General features: G+C 74.6%; 18 protein-coding genes. 8 read left to right on the top strand and 10 right to left on the bottom strand.

What is annotated here, in order from left to right; all coding sequences use genetic code 11:
- Window positions 1-114: 114 nt before the first annotated feature.
- On the bottom strand, window positions 115-1,065 hold the full coding sequence (gene pip, locus D7I43_RS24155) for a prolyl aminopeptidase (RefSeq protein WP_120330835.1): 951 nt from the start codon (window positions 1,063-1,065) through the stop codon (window positions 115-117).
- Window positions 1,066-1,106: 41 nt separating this feature from the next.
- Here pip and D7I43_RS24150 point away from each other — a divergent pair, with 41 nt between their 5' ends.
- Window positions 1,107-1,589, top strand: coding sequence for a MarR family winged helix-turn-helix transcriptional regulator (locus tag D7I43_RS24150; protein WP_204985270.1), 483 nt, complete (start codon window positions 1,107-1,109; stop codon window positions 1,587-1,589).
- 39 nt (window positions 1,590-1,628) lie between these two features.
- Here the strand turns inward: D7I43_RS24150 and D7I43_RS24145 are convergent, their stop codons facing one another.
- Window positions 1,629-2,441: an ABC transporter permease gene (locus D7I43_RS24145; RefSeq protein ID WP_120330834.1), complete on the bottom strand. Its 813-nt coding sequence runs from the start codon at window positions 2,439-2,441 to the stop codon at window positions 1,629-1,631.
- Window positions 2,438-3,391: an ATP-binding cassette domain-containing protein gene (locus D7I43_RS24140; protein ID WP_120330833.1), complete on the bottom strand. Its 954-nt coding sequence runs from the start codon at window positions 3,389-3,391 to the stop codon at window positions 2,438-2,440. Before D7I43_RS24140 ends, D7I43_RS24145 begins: the two co-directional genes overlap by 4 nt.
- Window positions 3,392-3,465: 74 nt before the next feature.
- Between D7I43_RS24140 and D7I43_RS24135 the strand changes: the two genes are divergently transcribed.
- Complete coding sequence (locus D7I43_RS24135; protein WP_240033120.1) at window positions 3,466-4,236, top strand: TetR/AcrR family transcriptional regulator; 771 nt, start codon at window positions 3,466-3,468, stop codon at window positions 4,234-4,236.
- Window positions 4,237-4,246: 10 nt separating this feature from the next.
- Window positions 4,247-4,756, top strand: coding sequence for a peptide deformylase (gene def / locus D7I43_RS24130; RefSeq protein ID WP_120330831.1), 510 nt, complete (start codon window positions 4,247-4,249; stop codon window positions 4,754-4,756).
- 49 nt (window positions 4,757-4,805) lie between these two features.
- Here def and D7I43_RS24125 read toward each other — a convergent pair whose 3' ends face one another.
- The 3 genes from D7I43_RS24125 to D7I43_RS24115 form a co-directional block, all read right to left on the bottom strand.
- Window positions 4,806-5,594 (bottom strand): GNAT family N-acetyltransferase, encoded by a 789-nt coding sequence (locus D7I43_RS24125; RefSeq protein ID WP_240033119.1) that lies wholly within the window; start codon window positions 5,592-5,594, stop codon window positions 4,806-4,808.
- Window positions 5,579-6,352, bottom strand: a complete 774-nt coding sequence (locus D7I43_RS24120) for a sulfite exporter TauE/SafE family protein (protein WP_275670854.1) — start codon at window positions 6,350-6,352, stop codon at window positions 5,579-5,581. Before D7I43_RS24120 ends, D7I43_RS24125 begins: the two co-directional genes overlap by 16 nt.
- 474 nt (window positions 6,353-6,826) lie before the next feature.
- The gene (locus tag D7I43_RS24115) at window positions 6,827-7,741 is read right to left on the bottom strand and encodes a LysR family transcriptional regulator (RefSeq protein ID WP_192902253.1); all 915 of its coding nucleotides are present in this window, start codon (window positions 7,739-7,741) and stop codon (window positions 6,827-6,829) included.
- Window positions 7,742-7,831: 90 nt separating this feature from the next.
- On the opposite strand from D7I43_RS24115, the gene D7I43_RS24110 reads away from it, so the two are divergent.
- The 4 genes from D7I43_RS24110 to D7I43_RS24095 all read left to right on the top strand — a co-directional run bounded on the left by D7I43_RS24110 (window position 7,832) and on the right by D7I43_RS24095 (window position 12,656).
- A complete protein-coding gene (locus D7I43_RS24110; protein ID WP_204985269.1) occupies window positions 7,832-8,773 on the top strand; it encodes a DMT family transporter in 942 nt (313 codons plus the stop codon).
- Window positions 8,774-8,907: 134 nt separating this feature from the next.
- Window positions 8,908-9,687 (top strand): endonuclease/exonuclease/phosphatase family protein, encoded by a 780-nt coding sequence (locus tag D7I43_RS24105; protein ID WP_120330830.1) that lies wholly within the window; start codon window positions 8,908-8,910, stop codon window positions 9,685-9,687.
- Between the two features lie 139 nt (window positions 9,688-9,826).
- Entirely contained in the window at window positions 9,827-11,929 is a 2,103-nt protein-coding gene (locus tag D7I43_RS24100; RefSeq protein WP_240033118.1) for a M14 family zinc carboxypeptidase, read from the top strand.
- A 79-nt stretch (window positions 11,930-12,008) separates the two neighbouring features.
- Entirely contained in the window at window positions 12,009-12,656 is a 648-nt protein-coding gene (locus D7I43_RS24095; protein WP_120330829.1) for a fasciclin domain-containing protein, read from the top strand.
- 18 nt (window positions 12,657-12,674) lie between these two features.
- Here D7I43_RS24095 and D7I43_RS24090 read toward each other — a convergent pair whose 3' ends face one another.
- From D7I43_RS24090 to D7I43_RS24080, 3 genes are all read right to left on the bottom strand, one after another.
- Window positions 12,675-13,673 carry a tyrosine-type recombinase/integrase gene (locus D7I43_RS24090; protein ID WP_120330828.1) on the bottom strand — a complete coding sequence of 333 codons (999 nt, stop codon included), beginning with the start codon at window positions 13,671-13,673 and terminating at the stop codon, window positions 12,675-12,677.
- A gap of 634 nt (window positions 13,674-14,307) precedes the next feature.
- Window positions 14,308-14,739 (bottom strand): VOC family protein, encoded by a 432-nt coding sequence (locus tag D7I43_RS24085; protein WP_120330827.1) that lies wholly within the window; start codon window positions 14,737-14,739, stop codon window positions 14,308-14,310.
- Between the two features lie 327 nt (window positions 14,740-15,066).
- Window positions 15,067-15,888 (bottom strand): TetR/AcrR family transcriptional regulator, encoded by an 822-nt coding sequence (locus D7I43_RS24080; RefSeq protein WP_120330826.1) that lies wholly within the window; start codon window positions 15,886-15,888, stop codon window positions 15,067-15,069.
- Window positions 15,889-16,003: 115 nt separating this feature from the next.
- On the opposite strand from D7I43_RS24080, the gene D7I43_RS24075 reads away from it, so the two are divergent.
- Window positions 16,004-16,630 (top strand): GNAT family N-acetyltransferase, encoded by a 627-nt coding sequence (locus tag D7I43_RS24075; RefSeq protein ID WP_158610145.1) that lies wholly within the window; start codon window positions 16,004-16,006, stop codon window positions 16,628-16,630.
- Window positions 16,631-16,923: 293 nt separating this feature from the next.
- On the opposite strand, the gene D7I43_RS24070 is transcribed toward D7I43_RS24075, so the two are convergent.
- The gene (locus D7I43_RS24070) at window positions 16,924-20,544 is read right to left on the bottom strand and encodes a S8 family serine peptidase (protein WP_158610144.1); all 3,621 of its coding nucleotides are present in this window, start codon (window positions 20,542-20,544) and stop codon (window positions 16,924-16,926) included.
- Window positions 20,545-20,875: the final 331 nt, after the last annotated feature.

The raw sequence follows: 20,875 nt of genomic DNA, 5'->3' as shown, positions 1-20,875 counted from the left end.
CTCCCGCGCGACCACCCCGGGCCATCCGGGCCGGCCGAGTTCGGCCCGGGCGCGCCGTTCCGCCGGCGCGCCCGCCGGGACGTCACGACCCCGCCGGGCACCCGGCGGGCCGGCTCACCCCCGGTCGGCGAATTCGTCGAGGGCGGCGACCACCCGCTCGCCGATGCCGCCGCCGGCGCCGTGCCCGGCGGTCTCCACTAGCTCGAGGCGGGCGTCCGGCCACGCCTGCGCGAGCTGCCACGGGATGTCCGGCGGGCTGCTGACGTCCAGCCGCCCGTGCAGCAGGACCCCGGGGATCCCGGCCAGCCGGCCGGCGTCGCGCAGCAGCTGCCCGTCGGGCAGGAACGCCGCGTTGCTCCAGTAGTGGGTCACCAGCCGCGCCGACAGCATCCGGAACCGGGGGTCGGCGAACCGCGGGTCGGGGCCCGCGCCGGGCACGGTGCGCACGTGCGTGTCGTCCCAGGCGCACCAGTCGCGCGCGGCCCGCTCCCGCACCGCCGGGTCCGGGTCGGCCAGCAGGCGGGCGTACGCGGCGGCGAGGTTGCCGTCCCGGTCGGTCGGCGGCACGCCGTCGCGGAAGCGGGCCCACTCGGCCGGGAAGATCCGACCCATGTCCCGGGTGATCCACTCCACCTCCCGGCGGGTCGTGGTGACCACGCTGAACAGCACCAGTGCGCTCACCCGGTCGGGGTGGCGCTGGGCGTACGCGAGGCCGAGGGTCGAGCCCCAGGAGGCGCCGAGCACCAGCCAGCGGTCCACGCCGAGGTGCTCGCGCAGCCGTTCGATGTCGGCGACCAGGTGGCCGGTCGTGTTGACGGACAGGTCCACGGCCGGGTCGGCGGCGTGGGGGAGGCTGCGCCCGCAGCCGCGCTGGTCGAACAGGACCACCCGGTAGCGGGCCGGGTCGAAGTAGCGCCGCCAGCCCGCCGTGGCGCCGGAGCCGGGGCCGCCGTGCAGCACCACCGCCGGGGTGCCGTCCGGGTTGCCGCAGGTCTCCCAGTACACGAGCTGGCCGTCGCCGACGTCGAGCAGGCCGTGCGCGTACGGCTCGGCGGGTGCGTACATGCGTCCTCCCTCAGTTATGACAGCGCTGTTACATTAGCGGGGTGAGCGAGGTGCCGGACCGGGAGGCCGTGGGGACGCTGCTGCGGCGGGTGCTGGAGGTGCTCGACGGCGACGTGGCCGCCGTGTACGAACAGCGGGGCCTCCCCGACTACCGGCCCCGGTTCTCCCCGCCGCTGCGGGTGCTCGTCGCCGACGGGCCGTTGCCGATCCGCGACCTGGCCCGCCGGGTCGGGGTCACCCACTCCGCGGCCAGCCAGACCGTGGCGCAGATGGCGCGGGCCGGCCTGGTCGAGCTGGCCCCGGGGGCGGACGCCCGGCAGCGCGTCGTGCACCTGACCGACCGGGCCCGCGCGCTGCTGCCCGTCGTCGAGGCGGAGTGGGCGGCCACCGCGGCGGCCCTGCGGGACCTCGACGGCGAGCTGCCCGCACCCCTGACCGAGGTGTTGCGGGCGGTGCTCGCCGCCGTACGCCGCCGGCCGCTGCGCCGGCGCATCGCCGACGCCGGCCTGCCACCGGCGCCCTGAGCCGCCGGCGCCCCGCACCCGGGGCGCCGGCGGGACGGGTCAGCGGCCCAGCTGCCGGTACCGGCGCACGGACAGGGGCAGGAAGACCGCGACGAGCAGCAGCGGCCAGGCCACGGCGAGGGCGAGGGCGTGCTGCGCGGCGAACGAGTCGCCGCCCCAGCCGGGGTTGCCGAACAGTTCCCGGCACGCCGCGACGGTCGCCGACAGCGGGTTCCACTCGGCGACCGCGCCGAGCCAGCCCGGCATGGTCTCGGGCGGGACGTACGCGTTGGAGGTGAACCCGACCGGCCAGACGAGGATCTGCAGGGCCACGATGGACTCCGGGCGGCGCAGCAGCAGCGCCAGGTAGATGCCGGCCCAGATCAGCGCCACGCGCAGCAGCAGGAGCAGCCCGACGGCCACGAGCGCCGGGGCGAGCCCGTTGTGCCAGCGCCAGCCGACGAGCCACCCGCAGCCGAGCATCACGACGAGCCCGGCCGCGGAGTGCAGCAGATCGGCGACGGCGCGGCCGCCGACCACCGCGGAGCGGGCCATGGGCAGGGACCGGAACCGGTCGGTGACGCCGCGGGCGGTGTCGCTGGCCACCGCCGCGTAGCTGGCCTCGATGCCGAAGGCCATGGTCATGACGAACATGCCGGGGAGCAGGAACTCGCGGTAGTCGCCGCCACCGGGCACCGACATGGCGCCGCCGAACAGGTAGCCGAACATGAGCACCAGCAGCACGGGGAAGAGCAGGCCGGCGATCAGCTGCCCGGGCTGGCGGGTCCAGTGCGCCAGCGCCCGGCCGGTCAGGACGAGGGTGTCGGTCACGGCCCACCGCAGCCGGTGCGCGCCGAGGGTCGTCGTGCTCATACGGTCACCGTCCGGGTGGTGTCGGTCAGGCGGAGGAACACCTCGTCGAGGGTGGGGCGGCGCAGCGCGACGTCGGCCACGTCGACGGCCTCGTGTCGCAGGGCGTGCAGCACGGCCGCGAGGGCGTTGACCCGGTCGCCGACCGGGACGCTGATCCGCAGCGCCGTGGCGTCCACGCTGGGGGTGGCGGCGGTGGTGGCGGCGACCACGGCCGCGGCCCGGTCGAGGTCGGCGGCGTGGTGCAGCAGCAGGTCGAGCCGGTCGCCGCCGATGTCGTCCTTGAGCCGCTCGGGGCTCCCGGCGGCGACGACCCGGCCGGCGTCGACGACGGCCACGGTGTCGGCGAGCTGGTCGGCCTCGTCGAGGTACTGGGTGGTGAGCAGGACGGTGGTGCCGGCGGCGACGAGCGCCCGCACGGCGTCCCACACCTCGCTGCGGGCGCGGGGGTCCAGCCCGGTGGTGGGCTCGTCGAGGAACAGCACCGGCGGGGCGAGGACCAGGCTGGCGGCCAGGTCGAGGCGCCGGCGCATGCCGCCGGAGTAGCCGGACACCGGGCGGGTCGCCGCGTCGGTCAGGCCGAACCGGTCGAGCAGCTCGTCGGCGCGGGCCTGGGCCGCCCGCCGGGGCAGGTGGTGCAGCCGGCCGAACAGCGTGAGGTTCTGCCGCCCGGTGAGCACCTCGTCGACGGCGGCGTGCTGCCCGACCAGGCCGATCGCGGCGCGGACGCGGTCGGGGTGGCGCAGCAGGTCGTGCCCGGCCACGCGGGCGCGCCCCCCGTCGGGGCGCAGCAGCGTGGTGAGGATCCGCACGGCCGTGGTCTTGCCCGCCCCGTTGGGGCCGAGCAGCCCGCACACGGTGCCCGCCGGCACGGCCAGGTCCAGCCCGGCCAGGGCGTGCGTGTCGCCGTATCTCTTGCGCAGTCCTTCGGCCTCGATCGCCGCGGTGTGCATCCGCGCTCCCTCCACTCGTTCGTCGTATGCTGTACGGTACATCGTACGGCGAGGGTGGCGATAGAGTCCGGGACGTGACCACCGAGTACAGCGGCACCGGGGATCCCGCCCGCAGCCTCGCCCTGCTCTGGCGCACGCGGGAGCCGGCCAGCCGCCGGGGGCGCACCGACCTCACCGTGGACCGGATCGTGCGGGCCGCCGTCGAGGTCGCCGACACCGAGGGCCTCGCCGCCCTGTCCATGCGCCGCGTGGCCGAACGCCTCGGCGTGGGCACCATGTCCCTCTACACCCACGTGCCCGGCAAGGGTGAGCTGCTGGACCTCATGCTCGACACCGTCTACGGCGAGACCCTGGCCACCGACCTGCCCGACGGCGGCTGGCGGGCCCGCCTGGAACACCTCGCCCGGGAGAGCTGGACGCTGTACGTGCGCCACCCCTGGCTGTTGCAGGTCGCCACCACCCGGCCGCCGCTGGGGCCCAACCTGATCGCCCGCTACGAGCGGGAACTGCGCGCCGTCGACGGCATCGGCCTCACCGACCTGGAGATGGACGCCGTGGTCACCCTGCTCGGCGGGTTCGTCCACGGCGCGGTACGCGGCGCCGTGGAGCAGGCGCAGGCCGCCGAGCGCACCGGGATGACCGAGGAGCAGTGGTGGCGGGCGCACGCCCCGTACCTGGAGAAGGTCATGGACGCCCGCCGGTTCCCCCTCGCCGCGCGGGTCGGCGCGGCCGCCGGGGAGGAGTACCAGGCCGCCAGCGACCCGGCGAGGGCGTTCGAGTTCGGTCTGGCCCGCATCCTCGACGGCATCGAGGTGCTCATCCGCGGCCGGGACGCCGCCGGATAATCTTGCGGGCATGACGATGCGCCCCATCCGGATCATCGGCGACCCGGTGCTGCGCACCTCGTGCGCGCCGGTGACCAGCTTCGACGCCGAGCTGCGCGCCCTGGTCACCGACCTGATGGACACCCTGCTCGGCGCGCCCGGCCGGGCCGGTGTCGCCGCCCCGCAGATCGGCGTGGACGCGCAGGTGTTCGTCTACGACGCCGACGGCCACCGCGGACACCTGGTCAACCCGACCCTCGAACTGTCCGAGGAGACCCAGGAGGACGACGAGGGCTGCCTGTCCATCCCCGGGCTGTACTTCCCGACGCGGCGTGCCCTGCACGCCACGGCCCGCGGGTTCGACCAGCACGGCGAACCGTTGACGATCTCCGGCAGCGGCTTCCTCGCCCGGGCGTTGCAGCACGAGACCGACCACCTGCACGGCCGGCTCTACGTGGACACGCTGCGCGGGGAGACGCGGCGGCGGGCGCTGCGGGAGATCCGGGCCGGCCGCTTCGACTCGCCCCGCCGCAGCGGCTGACCGCACCCGCCGTCGGGCGACGGCCGCGCCGGCGGGTGTCCGGCTCGCCTCACCGGCGGGCGGTCAGGGCGTACTCGCCGTAGTCGGCCACCCGGGTGAAGCCCAACCGCTCGTACAACCGCAGGGCCGGGGTGTTGTCGGCGCGGACGTTGAGGGTGACGTGGGTGACGTGCGCGCGCAGCCGACGGCACAGCGCCGCCACCACCGCCGTGCCCAGGCCCCGTCCCCGCACCCGCGGATGGGTGGTGACGTTGCCCAGCGCCGCCACCCGGTAGGCCGGGGACCACACGTGCACCCCCGCCACGGCCACCAGTTCACCGCCCTCGCGGACACCCAGGTACTGCCCGGTCTCCAGCATCCGCGGGTCGAACCAGTTGCCCGGGTACGCGGCGTCGTACAGGGCGCGCAGCTGCGGCAGGTCGGCGACGCCCAACGGCTCCCCGGCGCCGGCGACCCGGGAAAGTCGCGCCGGGTCGGTGAGCGCCATCTTGTGGTGCGCGCCCGCGCCGTCGACGTCGAACGCCGGTTCCAGGGCCGACTCCAGGCCGGGGGAGAGGTGCGCGTACAGCCGCGCCGGCAGCACCGGGGCCAGCTCACCGAGCAGCGCCGCCGCGTCGCCCAGCCGCGCGGGGGCGGCGAACGCCAGCAGCGTCGGCGGGTCCGCGCCGTGGTAGAGCAGGGCCACCTGGTCGCCGCGGCGGAACCACGACGTGTACGGCCAGAAGAAGTCGTCGAGGTCGCCGAGCTGGTACGCGTGCAGCACCGGGTCGGCGCCCAGCAGCCCGGCCAGCACCGTGCGGTCGTGTTCGGCGCGGACCGGCATCAGCCGGCCAGCCACTGGTCGTAGCCGAGCTTGCCGATCAGCGCGAGGACCACGACCAGCAGCACGACGCGGACGAACCCGGCGCCGCGGCGCAACGCCATGCGCGCCCCGAGCACCGCGCCGGCGATGTTGCACAGGGCCATGCCGGCGCCCAGCAGCCACCACACGTGCCCGGTCACCCCGAACACCACGAGCGCGCCGAGGTTCGTGCCGGCGTTCACGACCTTCGCCATGGCCGACCCGTGCACGAAGTCCGCGCCGACCAGCGCCGTGAACGCCAGCACCAGGAACGTGCCGGTGCCGGGGCCGATCAGCCCGTCGTACAGGGCGATGCCCACTCCGGCCACGCCCACCGCGGCGGCCACCCGGGCGCGGGTCCGCCGCCGCGGCTCGGCCACCACGCCCAGGCGGGGGCGCAGCAGCACGAACACCGCCACCGCGAGCAGCACCACGAGCACCACCGGCCGGTACGCGCCCGCCGGCACCGCCCCGGCCAGCGCCGCGCCCACCCCCGCGCTGAGCACGGCCACCCCGGCGGCCGGCCCCGCCACCCCCCAGTCGACCTTGGTGCGCCGCGCGTACGTGGCCGCGGCTGTCGCGGTGCCGGCGATCGCGGCGAGCTTGTTCGTGCCCAGCGCCGTGGCCACCGGAACACCGGGCGCGGCCACCAGCAGCGCCGGCAGCAGGAGCAACCCGCCACCGCCCACGACGGCGTCGACCCAACCGGCCATGGCGGCCGCCGTGAGCAGGGTGATCAACGATGCGGGCTCCACGGGCGGCCATTCTTCCGACCGGCCCGCCGCCGACGCCCGCCCCTGTGTCCAGGCTCACCAGCCGCCCGACCGCGTGGCACCTCGTCCGGTGCGTGACGGTGACCTGCGCGTCGGCGTAGACGTCGCGAAAGAGCGGTCGCCAGGCCGAGCTGCGCAGATCGTTGCGGCTCAGCAGCCCCCGGGATACGGCGGCGGAGCCGCGGAAGATCCGGCCGCGCAGCTGGGGTGGACGGCGAGGGGACTTCGGCATGCCGTACAGGCTGGCGGATGACCCGGGTCGCCCCGCTGACCCTGTGGACAACCCCTCAAGATCGCGCTGCAACACGGAAGTAGTGGCCTCCCGAGCTGCGGGAGGCCACTACTTTCCGCATCGAGCGTGATCTTGCAGGGCGCCGGCGGGCGCGGCCGCCCGGCGGCCAGCGGTCGGAGGCCCGGCCGCCCGCCGGGTCGCCCGCCTGCCGCCGCGCCCACCGGTCACCGGGGCGCCGGGGGCGGGGTGGCCGCCGCCGTCGCCTGAAGCGCCGCGAGCAGAGCACGCAGGGCGGGCGTGTCGGGCGCGGACTCCCGCACCGCCGCCCAGATCACCCGCACCGGACGAGGCCGGCGCACCGGGCGCACCCGCACACCCCGGTGCACGCCGCCCAACCCCGTCTCCGGCAGCAGGCTCACACCCAGCCCGGCCGCCACGAACCCCTGCGCGGTGGCGTAGTCCTCACTCTCCACCACCACCCGGGGCGAGAACCCCGCGGCCGCACACGCGGCGGACACCGCCTCCCGGCACGGGCCGGGCCACTCGCTGCCCACCCACGGCTCGTCGGCCAGGTCGGCCAGGTCGAGCACCCGCCGCCCCGCCAGCGGATGCCCGGCCGGCAGCACCGCCCGGTACGCGTCGTCACGCAGGTGCACCAACCGGATCCCGTCGATCGGCGGCGCGTCCGCGGCGCGGACCACCAGCGCCAGGTCGACCCGGCCGTCACGGACCTGCGGCAGCGGATCCTCCGGGTCGGCCATCCGCAGGTCCACCCCCACACCGGGCAGCTCCCGGCGCAGCCGCGCCACGGCGGGCGCGACCAGACTCGCGCCGGCCGTGGCGAAGTAGCGCAGCACCACACGCCCGGCCCGCCCGGCCCGCAGATCCGCCAGCGCCGCCTCGGCCTCGGCGACCTGCTCACCGATCGCCGCCGCGTACCCGGACAGCACCCGCCCCGCCTCCGTGGGCCGTACGCCACGACCCGACCGTTCCAGCAGCTGCACGGCGGCCTCCCGCTCCAGGACCGCCAACTGCTGGCTCACCGCCGACGGGGTGTACCCGAGCTGCCGCGCCGCCGCGCTGACCGACCCGCTGGCCACCACGGCACGCAGCACCTGCAGGCGCCGCACATCCAACATGCAGCACAGCTTAACGGTGCGTGCAGATCCTTTCGCTTGTCTAATGAGTCGGGGTGGGGGAGCGTCGACGCAGACGACGAGGAGGACACCGTGCACCACCCCCGTACCGGCGCGCTCGTCCGCGTGACCACCCTCGCCCTGCTGTGGGGCTCCGGCTTCCTGTGGACTCGGCTCGCCCTCGACGGCGGCCTCACACCCGCGTACCTCGCCACGCTGCGCTGCGCCCTCGGCGCCGCCGTCCTGCTCGTCCTCGCCCGCGCCGCCCGCCAGACCCTGCCCCGCGACCGCCGCACCTGGCGCCACCTCGCCGTGGCCGCCCTGCTCTGCAACGCGCTGCCGTTCCTGCTGACCAGCATCGGCCAGCAGAGCGTCGACAGCGGCGTCGCCGGCGTCCTGCACGCCACCACACCCCTGTGGTCGCTGCTGCTCGCCCTCACCGTCGGCAGCGAACACCGACCCCACCCGGCCCGCCTCGCCGGCCTGCTCCTCGGCTTCGCCGGCACCCTGCTCATCTTCGCCCCCGGCCCGCACAGCCGCCTCGACCCCGCCGGCGTCACGGCACTGCTCGCCGCCGCCGCCAGCTACGCGCTCGCCTACGCCTACATGGCCCGCCACCTCACCGGACGGGACGCGCCCCTGGCCCACTCCGCGGCGCAACTGCTCGCCGCCACCGGACTCACCGCACTGGCCCTGCCCGCCGCCACCCCGCCCACCGCACCGACCGCCACCGGACTCACCGCCGCGATCATCCTCGGCACCCTCGCCACCGGCGTCACCTTCCACCTCAACGCCCGCCTCATCGCCACCGAGGGCCCCACCACCGCCGCCGCCGTCGGCTACCTCCTACCGGCCGTCGCCGTCACCCTCGGCGCGGCCGTCCTCGACGAACCCCTCACCGGCCGCACCGTCACCGGCACGGCCGTCGTCCTCGCCGGCGTGGCCCTGACCCGCCGCCGACCCCGACCGGCCGACCCGCCCACGCCACGACCCGCCGGCGCCCACCCACCCGAGCGCCACCCGGCACGCCGCTGACAACCCCGGCGATCACCGGCCGCGACGCCGCCGCACCCACACCCCCACCGCACCCACCGCCACGAACACCAGCATCGAACACAGCAACGCCCTGACCACCGGGAAAGACTGCCACGGCGTCGTAGGGTGCAGGAGTGCGCCTGGCCACCTTCAACCTGCTGCACGGTCGATCACTCACCGACGGGCTCGTCGACCCCGACCGGCTCGCCGCAGCCGTCACCGCACTCGACGCCGACGTCCTCGCCCTCCAGGAGGTCGACCGCGACCAGAGCCGCAGCGGCAACCTCGACCTCACCGCCATCGCCGCCCGCGCCCTCCACGCACCCCACCACCGCTTCGCCGCCGCCCTCGTCGGCACCCCCGGCCAAGGGTTCCGCCCCCTCACCGGCGACGACGACGGACACGGCGAACCCTGCTACGGCATCGGACTCATCAGCCGCTACCCCGTACGCCACTGGCGCGTCACCCGACTGACCCCCGCACCCGTCCGTTCCCCGGTCTACGTCCCCGGCCCCGGCCGCGGCCTCGTCCTCCTCCACGACGAACCCCGCGTCGTCCTCGCCGCCGTCCTCGACACCCCGCACGGGCCGCTCACCGCCGCCGCCACCCACCTGTCCTTCGTCCCCGGATGGAACCTGCGGCAACTACGCCAGGTCGTCCGCGCGCTGCGCACCCTGCCCCCACCCCGCGTCCTGCTCGGCGACCTCAACCTGCCCGCCGGCGTCGTCCGCCTCGTCTCCGGCTGGCGACCCCTGGGCCGCCGCCCCACCTACCCCGCCGGCGAGCCCCGCGTGCAACTCGACCACGTCCTCGCCGACCGGCACGCCGCACGCCGACTCCCGCCCGTCACCGCCGTGGCCACACCCCTGTCCACCATCTCCGACCACCGGCCCCTCCTGGTCGACCTCGGCTGACCCGTCAGCAACGCCGGGGGAGCGGACCCCTTACCCGGCGACCCGCAAGATTCCCTCAAGATCGTTGCGCCGGTCATCCATGCCGATCATGCTGTTCCAAACCGCGTCACGGTCAACCAGTACTCGCCATGGAGGCCATGTGAGACGCCATCGTGCCGTCCTCATCGCACTGTCCACACTCCTAGCGGCCAGCCTCGCCACGATCGCCACCCCGGCGAACGCCCAGGCCGCCGAACCCAACCAGGTCACGAACCTCACGGTCCGCCAGGGCGACGGGTACGCCACCCTCGCCTGGAAGCCGGTCGAGGGCGCCACCGACTACCAGATCGAACGCACCCCCGTCGACGCCGCCGGCAACCCCACCGGCACCCCCACCGTCGTCGGCATCTGGCGACCCAACCGGCAGATCAACCAGGAGTCGCCCACCTTCGCCGACGCCGGCTTCAACCCCGGCGACCGCTTCCAGTGGCGCGTACGGGCCCGCATCGGCACCGCCGAGCAGCCCTACTCCGAGCCCGTCGCCGACACCACCACCGCACCCTGGGGCGACCCCAACGTCCCCGGCCAGCAGCTGCGCACCCAGTGGGAGACCACCCACGCCGCGCAGTACACCAGCGACACCAACGAGTACGCCTACACCGCCGCCATCGACGAACTCTCCGACCGCGTCCGCGTCGTCGAGATCGGCCGCACCGTACGCGACCGGCCGATCAACATGTTCGTCATCGGCTACCCCACCCCGCCGGCCACCCCCGAGGCCGTCGCCGCCACCTCACCCGTCGCCGTCAACTGCAACGTCCACGGCAACGAGCCCGGCGACCGCGAAGCCTGCCTCATCATGGCCCGGCAGCTCGCCTTCAGCACCGACCAGCGGGTCATCGACCTGCTCAGCCACACCACCGTGCTGATCATCCCCACCATCAACGGTGACGGCCGCGCCGCCAACACCCGCGGCAACTCCACCGGCCAGGACCTCAACCGCGACTACTCGCTCATCCGCCAGCCGGAGACCGCCGCCTACGTCAAGATGGTCCGCGACTACCGGCCCGTCGCCGGCTACGACGGCCACGAGTACGGCAACTCCCGCGCCGGCGACCTGCCCATGCTGCCCCCGCGCCACCAGAACGTCGCCCAGCCCATCTTCGACGAGTCCATGGACATGATCGAAGGCCACATGTACCGGGAAGGCGCCCAGGACGGCTGGTGGCCCTGCCCGTACGGCTGCGAGGGCGGCGGCAGCGTCGGCCTCGGCGAGGAGACCATCCTCCGCAACACCCTCGGCCTGAAGAACGTCGTCAACTCGCTGCTCGAACTGCGCAGCTCCGGCGGCCAGACCCGCCCCGACGAGGGCAACACGGCCAACAACCGCCGCCGCAAGACCTTCTCCGCCCTCTGGACGTTCCAGCAGTTCCTCGACTACCACCGCGCGAACCTGACCGACATCACGCAGGCCCGCGCCGAGGGCATCACCCTCCAGGCCTCCAACACCGGCCGGCTCGTCTTCCGCGGCTCCCGGCCCATCCCCGCCCACCCGGCGCCGCACCCCGGCGACAGCCCGCCGCCGGTCGACGCCCCCCGCCCCGAACTGATCCTCGACAACGCGCCCTGCGCCTACCTGCTCACCGAGGAGCAGTACCACGGGGCCCGCACCGACGGACCCGGCGGCGTCGGCGCCACCGTCGCCGAGCGCATCGCCGCACACGGCTGGAAGGTCATCAAGACCGCCAACGGCTACTACGTGCCCCTCAACCAGCCCGAGCGCGGCCTCATCCCGCTCCTGCTCGACGGCCAGGGCGTGGAGAAGCTCACCGACGGCCAGCGGATCTACCCGACCCTCACCGGCCGGCACACCGGCCCGCTGACCATCACCGGCTTCGCCTGCCTCGACGACGCCACCGTCACCGGCCCGGTCACCGTCCGGCCCGGCGCCGCGCTCGTCGCCACCGGCACCACCTTCACCGGCCCGGTCAACGCCAGCGGCGCCGCCGGCGTCATGCTGGCCGACAGCAAGGTCACCGGCCCGGTCCGCGTCACCGGCACCACCGACGCGGTCTCGCTGATCGACCTCACCGTCACCGGCCCCGTCGACCTGTCCGCCAACCGCACCGGCACCGCGCCGCTGCTCGTCGGCAACACGGTCACCGGTCCGCTGGCCTGCGCCGGCAACACCACCGCACCCAGCAACCTCGAGGTCAGCAACCGCGTGTCCGGCCCCCGCGCCGGGCAGTGCGCCACCCTGTGACACCCACCCCATGAGACCGTGCCGGCAGGGCGGCCGCGCCTCCGCCCTGCCGGCACACCCCACCCCCCGAGGAGACGTCGTGACGTACCCCCGCATCCGCAACCCGCGGCGCGCCGGCGCCCTCCTCGCGGCCGCCCTGCTGCTCACCACCACCGCCTGCACCAGCGGGAACCACAACACCGGACCCGACCCCAGCCTCGCCGCCGCCGTCCACGTCACCGGACCCCTCTGCGACGCGCTACCCACCGGCAGCGAACCCGGCAACCCCACCGCCCTCGCCGGCCTGCCCGCCGGCGAAGCCCTCACCTGGATGCCGACCCTCACCACCTTCGAGGCGGCCGTACGCACCAGCGGCGTCCTCGACGAGCACGGCACCGACGGCCTCACCCTGCTGGCACCCACCGACGACGCCTTCGTCAAGAAGTTCTCCGACGACACCTGGGACACCCTCATGACCCGGGACCACGAGAAACTCCGCACCCTGGTCAAGGCCCACCTCATCGCCGGCACGCACAGCCTCGACCAGCTCGCCGCCGCCGGCACCACCACCACCCTCGACGGCACCACACTCACCGTCACCCGCACCGGCGACACCACCCGCTTCGCCGACACCGCCGACGCCGTCTGCGCCGACTACCAGGCCAAGGGCACCCGCATCCACATCATCAACGCCGTCCTCGGCCCCCTGCCCACCACCGCCGACGGCACCGGCCACCGCGCGCACTGACCCCGCGGCCCACGCCTCTCACACCTCACCGCCCAGCAGACCGGCCAACGCCCGGTTGGTGCGGTTCGACCGCACCGCCGCCCGCTGCTGACCCGCCGTCACCTCGATGTACGTCTGCGACGCCGCCAACGACGCGTGCCCCAGCAACCGCATGATCTCCGCGGCGCTCGCCCCGTCCTCGGCCAGCCGCGTCGCGAACGTGTGCCGCAACGCGTGCAGCCGCGCCCCCCGCGGCACCCGGTCGATGATGCCCGCCCGCCGGTAGCAGGACTCCACCAGGTACTGCAACCCACCCCGCCGCAGCGGCTCACCCCGCCGGTCCACCAGCAACGGCGAGTCCGGCCGTACGCTCCGCGCCCCGAACCGGCGCCGACGGCTGTCCAGGTAGGAGACCAGCACCCGGTCCACGGCGTCCTCGATCGGCACCGTACGCGGCCGCCCACCCTTGCCCGCCACGTCCACCCGCCGCTCGCCGGCACGGCCGCCCAGCGACGCCACCCGCAGCGCCAGCAGCTCCGACAGGCGCAGCCCCGCACACAGCGCCAACGCCAGCACCGCGAGATCCCGCTCCGGCCACGGGTCCCGCTGCCGGCCCGCCTCCCGGGCCACCGCCGCCAGCAGCTCCTCCGGCGTGTCCTCGCCCCGCAGCGGCTTGGGCTGGGGGAGCGGCGCGCGGGGGCGGCCCACGGCCGGCATCGGATTGCCCGGTACGACCCCTTCGGCGACCAGGAACGTGAAGAACGTGTTCCAGGTGGACCAGGCCCGGTGGACCGACGCGGCGGCACGGGGAGCGGCGAACCGGGCGAACGCCGCCCGCATGACCCGGGGGGAGAGATCCGCGACGGCCAGGGCGTCGAGGGGGAGGGGAGAGGTCAGCGTCTCCCCGGCCAGGCCCGCGATCGTCCGCAGGTCCCGCCGGTACGCCTCGAGGGTGTGCGGGGAGGGCTTACGGGTGGCCCGGGCGGTCAGGAACTCCTCGATCCAGTGCTGCACCGATTCGTCCTTTTTGTCATGCATAAGGCATATTATGCAGGATTTTCGCGTTCCCGGGCAAGCGAGGGGAGAGCGTTGGGTGCGCGCGGCCGTGTGGACGGTCAGCGACCGAGCCTTGGCCAACCGGATGCCGCCGTGACTCAGCGGACCCCACGATGGCGGCCGGGGTCGGGCGATCACCATGGAGGGGGGATCGAGGTTCCAGCCCTGCGCGACGTCGGCCTCTGCCACTGAAACCCGGAGCGTCGACGGGTCGGATGGCTGCGTCCTGGCGCACTCCAGGACGCGCGGGCCACAGGGCGCGGCCGCAGCGGGGATCGGGTGCCGCTCGTCGCGTGGCATCGTCCTCGTGGCCGTGGCACCGTTCGTGCCGGCGCGCGGTGCTCACATAGCAGTCTGTCGCGCGTCGCCGCACGGGCGCGCCCTCGACACGTTGTTCGTCGTGTCCGGGGTTGGTCGAGTCCCGACCCCTGCCGAGGGAGGGCCGGATCCGGTCTACTTGACATAATGTACATTATCGAATCAGCGGCCAGCATGGGGCGAGGCCCGAGATCGGACCGCGGGCCGGTCGGGTGTTGGGTGCTTGGAGGTCGGCGCTGACCTGGGCGACGGCCGCCATGGCACGCTCGATCGTGGAGGCTGCCTTGCCCTCGTCGGCCTACCGGGCGAACACCTGGTCGTCGTCGGCGAACGCCTTGAACTCCAGGGCGTTCCCGGCCGGGTCGAGGAGGAACATGGTCCACTGCTCCCCCGGCTGCCCGGCGAAGCGCAGGTACGGCTCGATGACGAACGCCGTACCGGCGGCCCGCAGCCGTTCGGCCAGCTCATGGAACTCCGGAACGGTCAGCAGGAGCCCGAAGTGCGGGACCGGGACGTCATGGCCGTCGACCTGGTTACGTGCCGACGTCCGGCGGCCGGGGACGAGGTGCGTCACGAACTGGTGACCCCGCAGGTTCCAGTCGATCCACGTCTCCGCGCTCCGGCCCTGCTCGCACCCGATGACCGACCCGTAGAAGCGACGGGCGGCATCGAGGTCGTCAACGGGTACGGCGAGGTGGAACCGGGGGATGTGCGAGTTCAGCGTCGTCACGGGCTGGTCCTCTCTCGGACGATCCTTCCCGGCGTCCTATCACAGGTGCCCGGTTCCGCGCCCGCCGCGGCGCGCTCACGCCTCGGCCCTCTCCGGATTCGGCGCGACCGCCGGGGCGGCGCGCCGGCGGTGGCCGGTCCTGCATCTCCTCCGTCATGACCTCGGTCTACCAAGGGTGGTCAATGTCCACGCGCTCCTCCTCAGCGGGGGTGAGCGGAAGGTGCGTCCGCCAGGGGTGACGCGACGGGCCGAGGTGCGCGCACGCGGCGACCGGCCCGCTGCTCGACGACCCGCTGGAGGCGCGGGACGGCGGCGCGCAGCGCCTCGTCAGGCCGGGATCAGCCCGTCGAGCAGGCGGGCGAGGCCGAACTCGAACCAGCGGTCCAGTTCCCGGTCCGGGTCCGCGGTCGCGGTCGCGACGGCGGCCAGCCAGGGCCGTTCACGCGTACGCCCGGTCTGTTCCAGCAATGCGAGAGTGCGGGCGGACCAGGTCCCCCAGGCGGCGGCACCGGCGTCGCGCTCGGCGCGCTCGGCCACGTGCAGCAGCGCCATGCCCTGCACGTAGCCGCTCAGGGTGAGATAGCCGGCGAACGCGTCGGGCACGTCGTACCCGGCGGCGGTGAGCACCTCCACGGCGGCGTCGACGAGCGCCAGCACCGCCGGGCCGGTGGGCGGCCGGGTGCGCGCCAGGACGGTCAGCAGCCACGGATGGTTGCGGTACATCGACCACTCCGCACGCGCCAGCCGTCCGAGACGCTCGCGCGGCGGCTGGCGCGTCCGGTCGCGCGGCCGTCCGGCGCGGAGCACGTGCTCGGCCATCGCGGCGAGCAGCTCGTCCCGGTTGCGTGTCCACCGGTAGACCGCGTCGGTGGTGAGACCGGCACGGTGCGCCACGGCACGTACCGTCACGGCGTCGAGGCCGTCGGCGTCGGCCAGTCGCACCGCCGTCCGGATCAGCTCCTCCCGACCGGTGGCGCGGTCCCCGTCCGCAGTGCCCGCACGTCGCCACGACGTCGCGGTGCGGCCCCGGTCCCGGCGGCGGCGGTACGCGCGTGCCTGGCAGCCGCGCGAGCAGTAACGCCGTGGCCGTCCCCGGCCGGAGCCCGCCGGCAGTTCGGTGCCGCACTCGGCACATCGCGGCCCGACCAACCGGCCTCTCCCCTCTTTTCGTCACCGCACCCGCCGTGACGAAAGTACTCCCCGGGCGGTCGGGCGGACGGCCAGCATCGAAGGCGCCAACCCGCCGGACGGACCGAGGAGTGCCGTGTCCCCCACCCTCGCGGTGCGCGCGCGACGTGCCGTACCCGCCGACGTCGACGCTCTCGTGCCCGCCTACCTCGCCGCGTTCGCCGACGAGGCCGTCCTGTCCTGGGTGGTTCCCGACCCGACGGACCGGGCCGCGCGTACGGCGTCGTTGTTCCGCGACCTGCTCCACGCCGCGGTCCACGACGGCCAGGTCATCGTCGCCGAGCTTCCCGGCGGCACCCTCGCCGGGATGTCGGTGTGGCAGCGTCCGGTCGACGCCACGTCGCCACCGGCGCCCGCCACGCGACCGACGGCCGCGGCCCTGGACGGCCTCCCAGGGCGGCGGTTGGCGACGGTCACCGACACGGTGGCCGCCCACCGTCCCAAGGAACCCCACCTCTACCTCGCGTCGATCGGCGTACGGCCCGACCTGCGCGGCTGCGGTGCCGGTGGGGTGATCCTCGCCGAGGGACTGCGCACCGCGGACGCTGACGGCCTGCCGACGTACCTCGAGGCCTCGACCGGGCGTAGCCGCCGGCTCTACCTGCGCCACGGCTTCCACGACCACGGTCGGCCGCTGGCCCTGCCCGACGGCGGGCCCGTGCTGTGGCCGATGTGGCGGCCGGCGCGGCCCGGTGGGGCGTGACATCACCTACCCGAGCGGGGCGAAGGCCACGAGTGGGACGCCTTCGGCGCGCAGCACGACGACGGGGGCCGGGCGCCCACGGCCGGGGCCGACCGCGCGGTCAGGCCCGGCGGCCCGACGCCGGTCGGGGCAGGAGGTGGGCCGGACGCGCCGTTTCGCGCCCGGGCAGTGGGCGCGGACGTCGAGCGGGCGGCGGCAGCCGCCGCCCGCTCGACGTCCTCCTCTCCCGGCGAACCCCGCTGCCGTCCCGGACGGCACCGCTCACTCAGGCGGGAACGGCGTCCACGCCGCCGTCACCGGATACGGACCTGCACGGTCTGCGCGGAGGAGTCCGCCCCGGTGTACGCCGTGGAACCGGGGTAGACCCACTGGTAGTCGGTGCTGACGCTCGGCGTGTGGCTCAGCGACAGGTTCCCGCTGCTGCCGCTCGTCGCCGTCCCCACCTGCGTCCAGGTGGTGGTGCCCGCGGGCCGTGCGTACAGCCGCACCACCGCCCCGGCGATCGGCGCGCCGGTGTCCGGCCGGGTCAACTGGCCGGTCAGCGAGACCGGTCGGCCGGAGTTGACGGTCTTCGCACTGCTGGCGATCGTCAGCGCCGAGCCGGTCAACGTCACCGTGCTGGGGCTGCTCAGCGTGCCCGACAGGTCCCGCACCCACGCCCGGAACGTGTAGGTCGTTCCCTCGGCCAGGTCGCTCACCGTCACGCCGGACCCGGTGCCGGCGTACACGGCGGTGCCGGACGTCACCGACGACGGCGGCGTGGTGCCGGTGGCCTGCCGCACGATCACCTGGTCCAGGTCGGCGATCGGCGGCAGCGTCCAGGACAGGCTCGCGCCGCGCACCGCGCCGGTCGCCGTGAAGCCGGTGACCGGGCCGGGTGCGGTGTCGGAGACACGGAACGTACTGCTGAACCGCGCGGTCTGCGTCTCGCCCGCGGTGTCCCGCACCCCGTCCACGACCAGCCGGTACGGGGTGTCGACCGGCAAGGCGGCGGTCGGCGTGACCCGCGCGGTCCGCGTGCCGGCGTCGTACGACACCGACGTCGCCACCGGCTCCCCCGTCCGGCCGTTCACCAACCGCACGGTCGACGGCGACACCGACGCGGCGTCCACGGCGCGCTGGAACGTCACCGACGGCACCGCCGTCGACGGCACATCCGACGCGAAGTCCGCCGGGGTCGCGTCGCGCACCCACACCTGCGCCCCGCCCCGCGTCGGGCCGTTGTTGTTTCGCAGCATCACGAGGCCGTTGTTGTAGTCGGCGATCACGGCGTCCGTCCGGCTGTCGCCGTCGATGTCACCGAGCGCGAGGCCCTGCATGGTGTAGCTGGTGGAGTACGGAAGGTCGTCGATCCTGATCGGGGTGCCGAGGTGGCCGTCGGCTGTCTGCGGCAGCACGCTCAGCGCGCTCCACCCCCCGTGGACGGTGACCACGTCCAGCCGGGAGTCGCCGTCGACGTCGGCCGCCTCGACCGGCTCGGGCACGTCCCAGACCGGGTGGAGCACACCGTCGGCGAGCCCGCCGGTGGGGTTCTGCACGAGGACGCTGACCTGGGAACTCGGCTTGTTGCCGCCCAGCGTGGCGACGACGTCGACGCGCCCGTCCCCGCTCACGTCGGCCACCTCGATGCCGCTGACGGTCTCCGGCGACGTCATGCCCGTCGTGTGGTCGGTCCGCGTCCATCCGCTCTCCGACGCGTGGTAGATGCGGATCTTCGCGCCACCCAGGTACGGCGGCGGCGCGCCGACGACCTCCGGCTCTCCGTCACCGTCGACGTCACCGACCTCCACCTCGGCGATGTCGTCGCTGGAGATGGGGCTCGCCGTGAAGGTGCCCCCGTCGCCCTGGGTGAGCAGGGTGAGTCCCGCCGCGTCGTCGTTGGCGACCAGGTCGCTGTCGCCGTCGCCGTCCATGTCCGCGGCCACCGGGGTGCCCTTGCCCGGCAGCAGGCCGGCGCTCTGAAGCGTTCCCGAAGCGGTCTGCCGCAGGACGTTGATACCGCTCACCGTGTTGATCGCGACGTCCTGCCGACCGTCGCCGTTGGTGTCGAGCACCGCGAAGAACGCCTTGGCCACGGCGTCGGTGCCGTAGCGCACCGGCGGGGCGAGCGTGCCGTCCGGCCGTTGCGCGAAGACGAACAGCTTGTCGTCGTTGTCGGAGCCGGTGTAGCCGCTCGTCATGAGCAGCACGTCGTCGCGGCCGTCACCGGTCACGTCCGCCACGTCGACGGTCCTGGCCTGCCCACCAACGCCGACCGAGACGGCCGGCTGGAACAGGGAGGATGCGGATCCGGCGGCGACCGCGAGGGTGTACGACCGGTTGTCGGCCGCGCCGTTGTAGTTGCGCACCGAGACGTAGTAGGTGCCGGCGTCGGCGACGAACCGGAGGGTCTCCGCGCCACCCGCGAACGCCCGGTCGACCGTGCCGACCAGTCGCAGGTCCCGGTCGTAGACGGACAGGACGGGGTCGGCGTTCTGGGCGAGGCCGGCGTCGAGCGCCGGCGGCGTCACCGTGACCTGGACGGACTCCTGCCCGGCGGCGTCGAAGCGGTACCAGTCGACGTCGCCCTCGGCGGCCAGGCTGCCGGTCACCGAGGTGGCGAAGGCGGTTGCCCGGGCCGGCACGTCGTTCGGCTCGTTCGCGCCCAGCGTCCGCGCCGGGAACTCCGCGCCCTGGCTGCCGCCGACCGCGTGGTACGCGTCGAGCACCCCGTGCCCGTAGTAGGGGTCGATGCCCCGCGGGCCGGCGTCCCGGGCCGTCGCCCGGAGCCGGTCGCTCACCTGCGCCGGGGTCCACGACGGGTTGGCCGCCCGGACCAGGGCCGCCACGCCGGAGGCGATCGGCGCGGCGAACGACGTGCCGTCGCCGACGCGGTAGTCCTGCTCCGGGCCGGTGGAGACGATGTCGAATCCGGGAGCCGCCACGTCGACGTGGTCGCCCCAGGAGCTGAAGTCGGTCAGGTTGCCCGCCCGGTCCGTGGCGCCGACGGCGAGCACCTCGGGGTAGGCGGCCGGGTACTCCGGCCGGTCGCTGCCCTCGTTGCCGGCGGCCACGACCACCAGCGCGCCCTTGTCGGTGGCGTACCGGATCGCGTCGTGCAGCAGCGGGCTGTCGGCGGGGCCGCCGAGGGACAGGTTCACGATCGTGGCGCCGTGGTCGGCGGCCCACGCGATGCCGGCGGCGATGTCGGAGTCGTAGCCGCTGCCGCGGGAGTCAAGCGCCTTGACCGGCATCACCCGTGCCGTCCAGGCAGCGCCGGCGACTCCGGTGCCGTTGTCGGTGTTGGCCGCGGCGATGCCGGCCACCATCGTGCCGTGACCGTTGTCGTCGGAGTTCGCGCCGGCCGCGACGGCCGCCCCGGTGATCGCGTTGTAGCCGTCCACCGTCACGCCCTGCAGATCGGGGTGCGGACCGTTGACGCCGGTGTCGACGACCGCGATGAGCTGGGTCGTGGAGCCCTTGGCGAGATCCCACGCCTGCGGCAGGCGCACCGTCTCCAGGTACGACTGGCTGCCCGCGAAGTACGGGTCGTTCGGCGTGGCCGCGGCCCGCCGCCGGTAGTCGAGCGTCACGTCGGCCACCGCCGGGTCGTCACGCAGCCGGAGCAGCAGGTCCGACGCGGCCGCGTCGGACCGGACCTCGACGTACCCGGTGCCGCGTACCTCACGGGTGCGGCTGGCGCCACGGGCCGCCAGGGCGCGGTCCTTGGCCGCGGCCGAGGCGCCCTTCTTGAACCGCACCAGCACCGAGTGCGGATCGAACTCGCGGTCCGCGGCCTGGCGCGCCCGCTCCGGCCTCGGTAGCTGCTGGCCCGTCGGCGTCGGACTCGACGGCTGCGCCGCGTACGCGGCCGGAGCCGTCGCACCGAGCAGCAACAGTGTGGACGCGGCCACCGCCGCGCGACGAAGACGCACTGATCCCCCGTGATCGAAGAGTGGACGATGGAGCCTGCCGGACGATGGATGCCGGCTGGCAGACCCTGCTGACGATTCACCTGCGCCGACGATCATCGCCGGCCACCCCGTAGGACGGTCAACACCTGTCTCCCTTCCGCCGCGGCTGCGGCGTAGGAACGATCTACCGGACGGGTGTGACATCGACCGCCGGGGTGAGGCAGCTGCAACGCGGTGAGCACCTGCTGCCGGGCCCCGTTGCGCTGCCAGCGTCGGAACAGGGCATCCACCGCCGACTAGCGGATCGAATGCCCCTGGTCGCCTCGCAGTCCGGGATCGTGCCGATCTGGCA

The organism is Micromonospora globbae, assembly GCF_003610785.1.
Taxonomy (GTDB): domain Bacteria; phylum Actinomycetota; class Actinomycetes; order Mycobacteriales; family Micromonosporaceae; genus Micromonospora; species Micromonospora globbae.
Note: the sequence above shows the minus strand (reverse complement) of the source record. Positions and strands in the feature narration are given on the sequence as shown.

Coding starts and splice junctions, on each gene's coding strand:
- pip (WP_120330835.1), bottom strand. CDS start 1,065: ATGTACGCACCCGCCGAGCCGTACGCGCACGGCCTGCTCGACGTCGGC.
- D7I43_RS24145 (WP_120330834.1), bottom strand. CDS start 2,441: ATGAGCACGACGACCCTCGGCGCGCACCGGCTGCGGTGGGCCGTGACC.
- D7I43_RS24140 (WP_120330833.1), bottom strand. CDS start 3,391: ATGCACACCGCGGCGATCGAGGCCGAAGGACTGCGCAAGAGATACGGC.
- def (WP_120330831.1), top strand. CDS start 4,247: ATGACGATGCGCCCCATCCGGATCATCGGCGACCCGGTGCTGCGCACC.
- D7I43_RS24115 (WP_192902253.1), bottom strand. CDS start 7,741: ATGTTGGATGTGCGGCGCCTGCAGGTGCTGCGTGCCGTGGTGGCCAGC.
- D7I43_RS24090 (WP_120330828.1), bottom strand. CDS start 13,673: ATGCATGACAAAAAGGACGAATCGGTGCAGCACTGGATCGAGGAGTTC.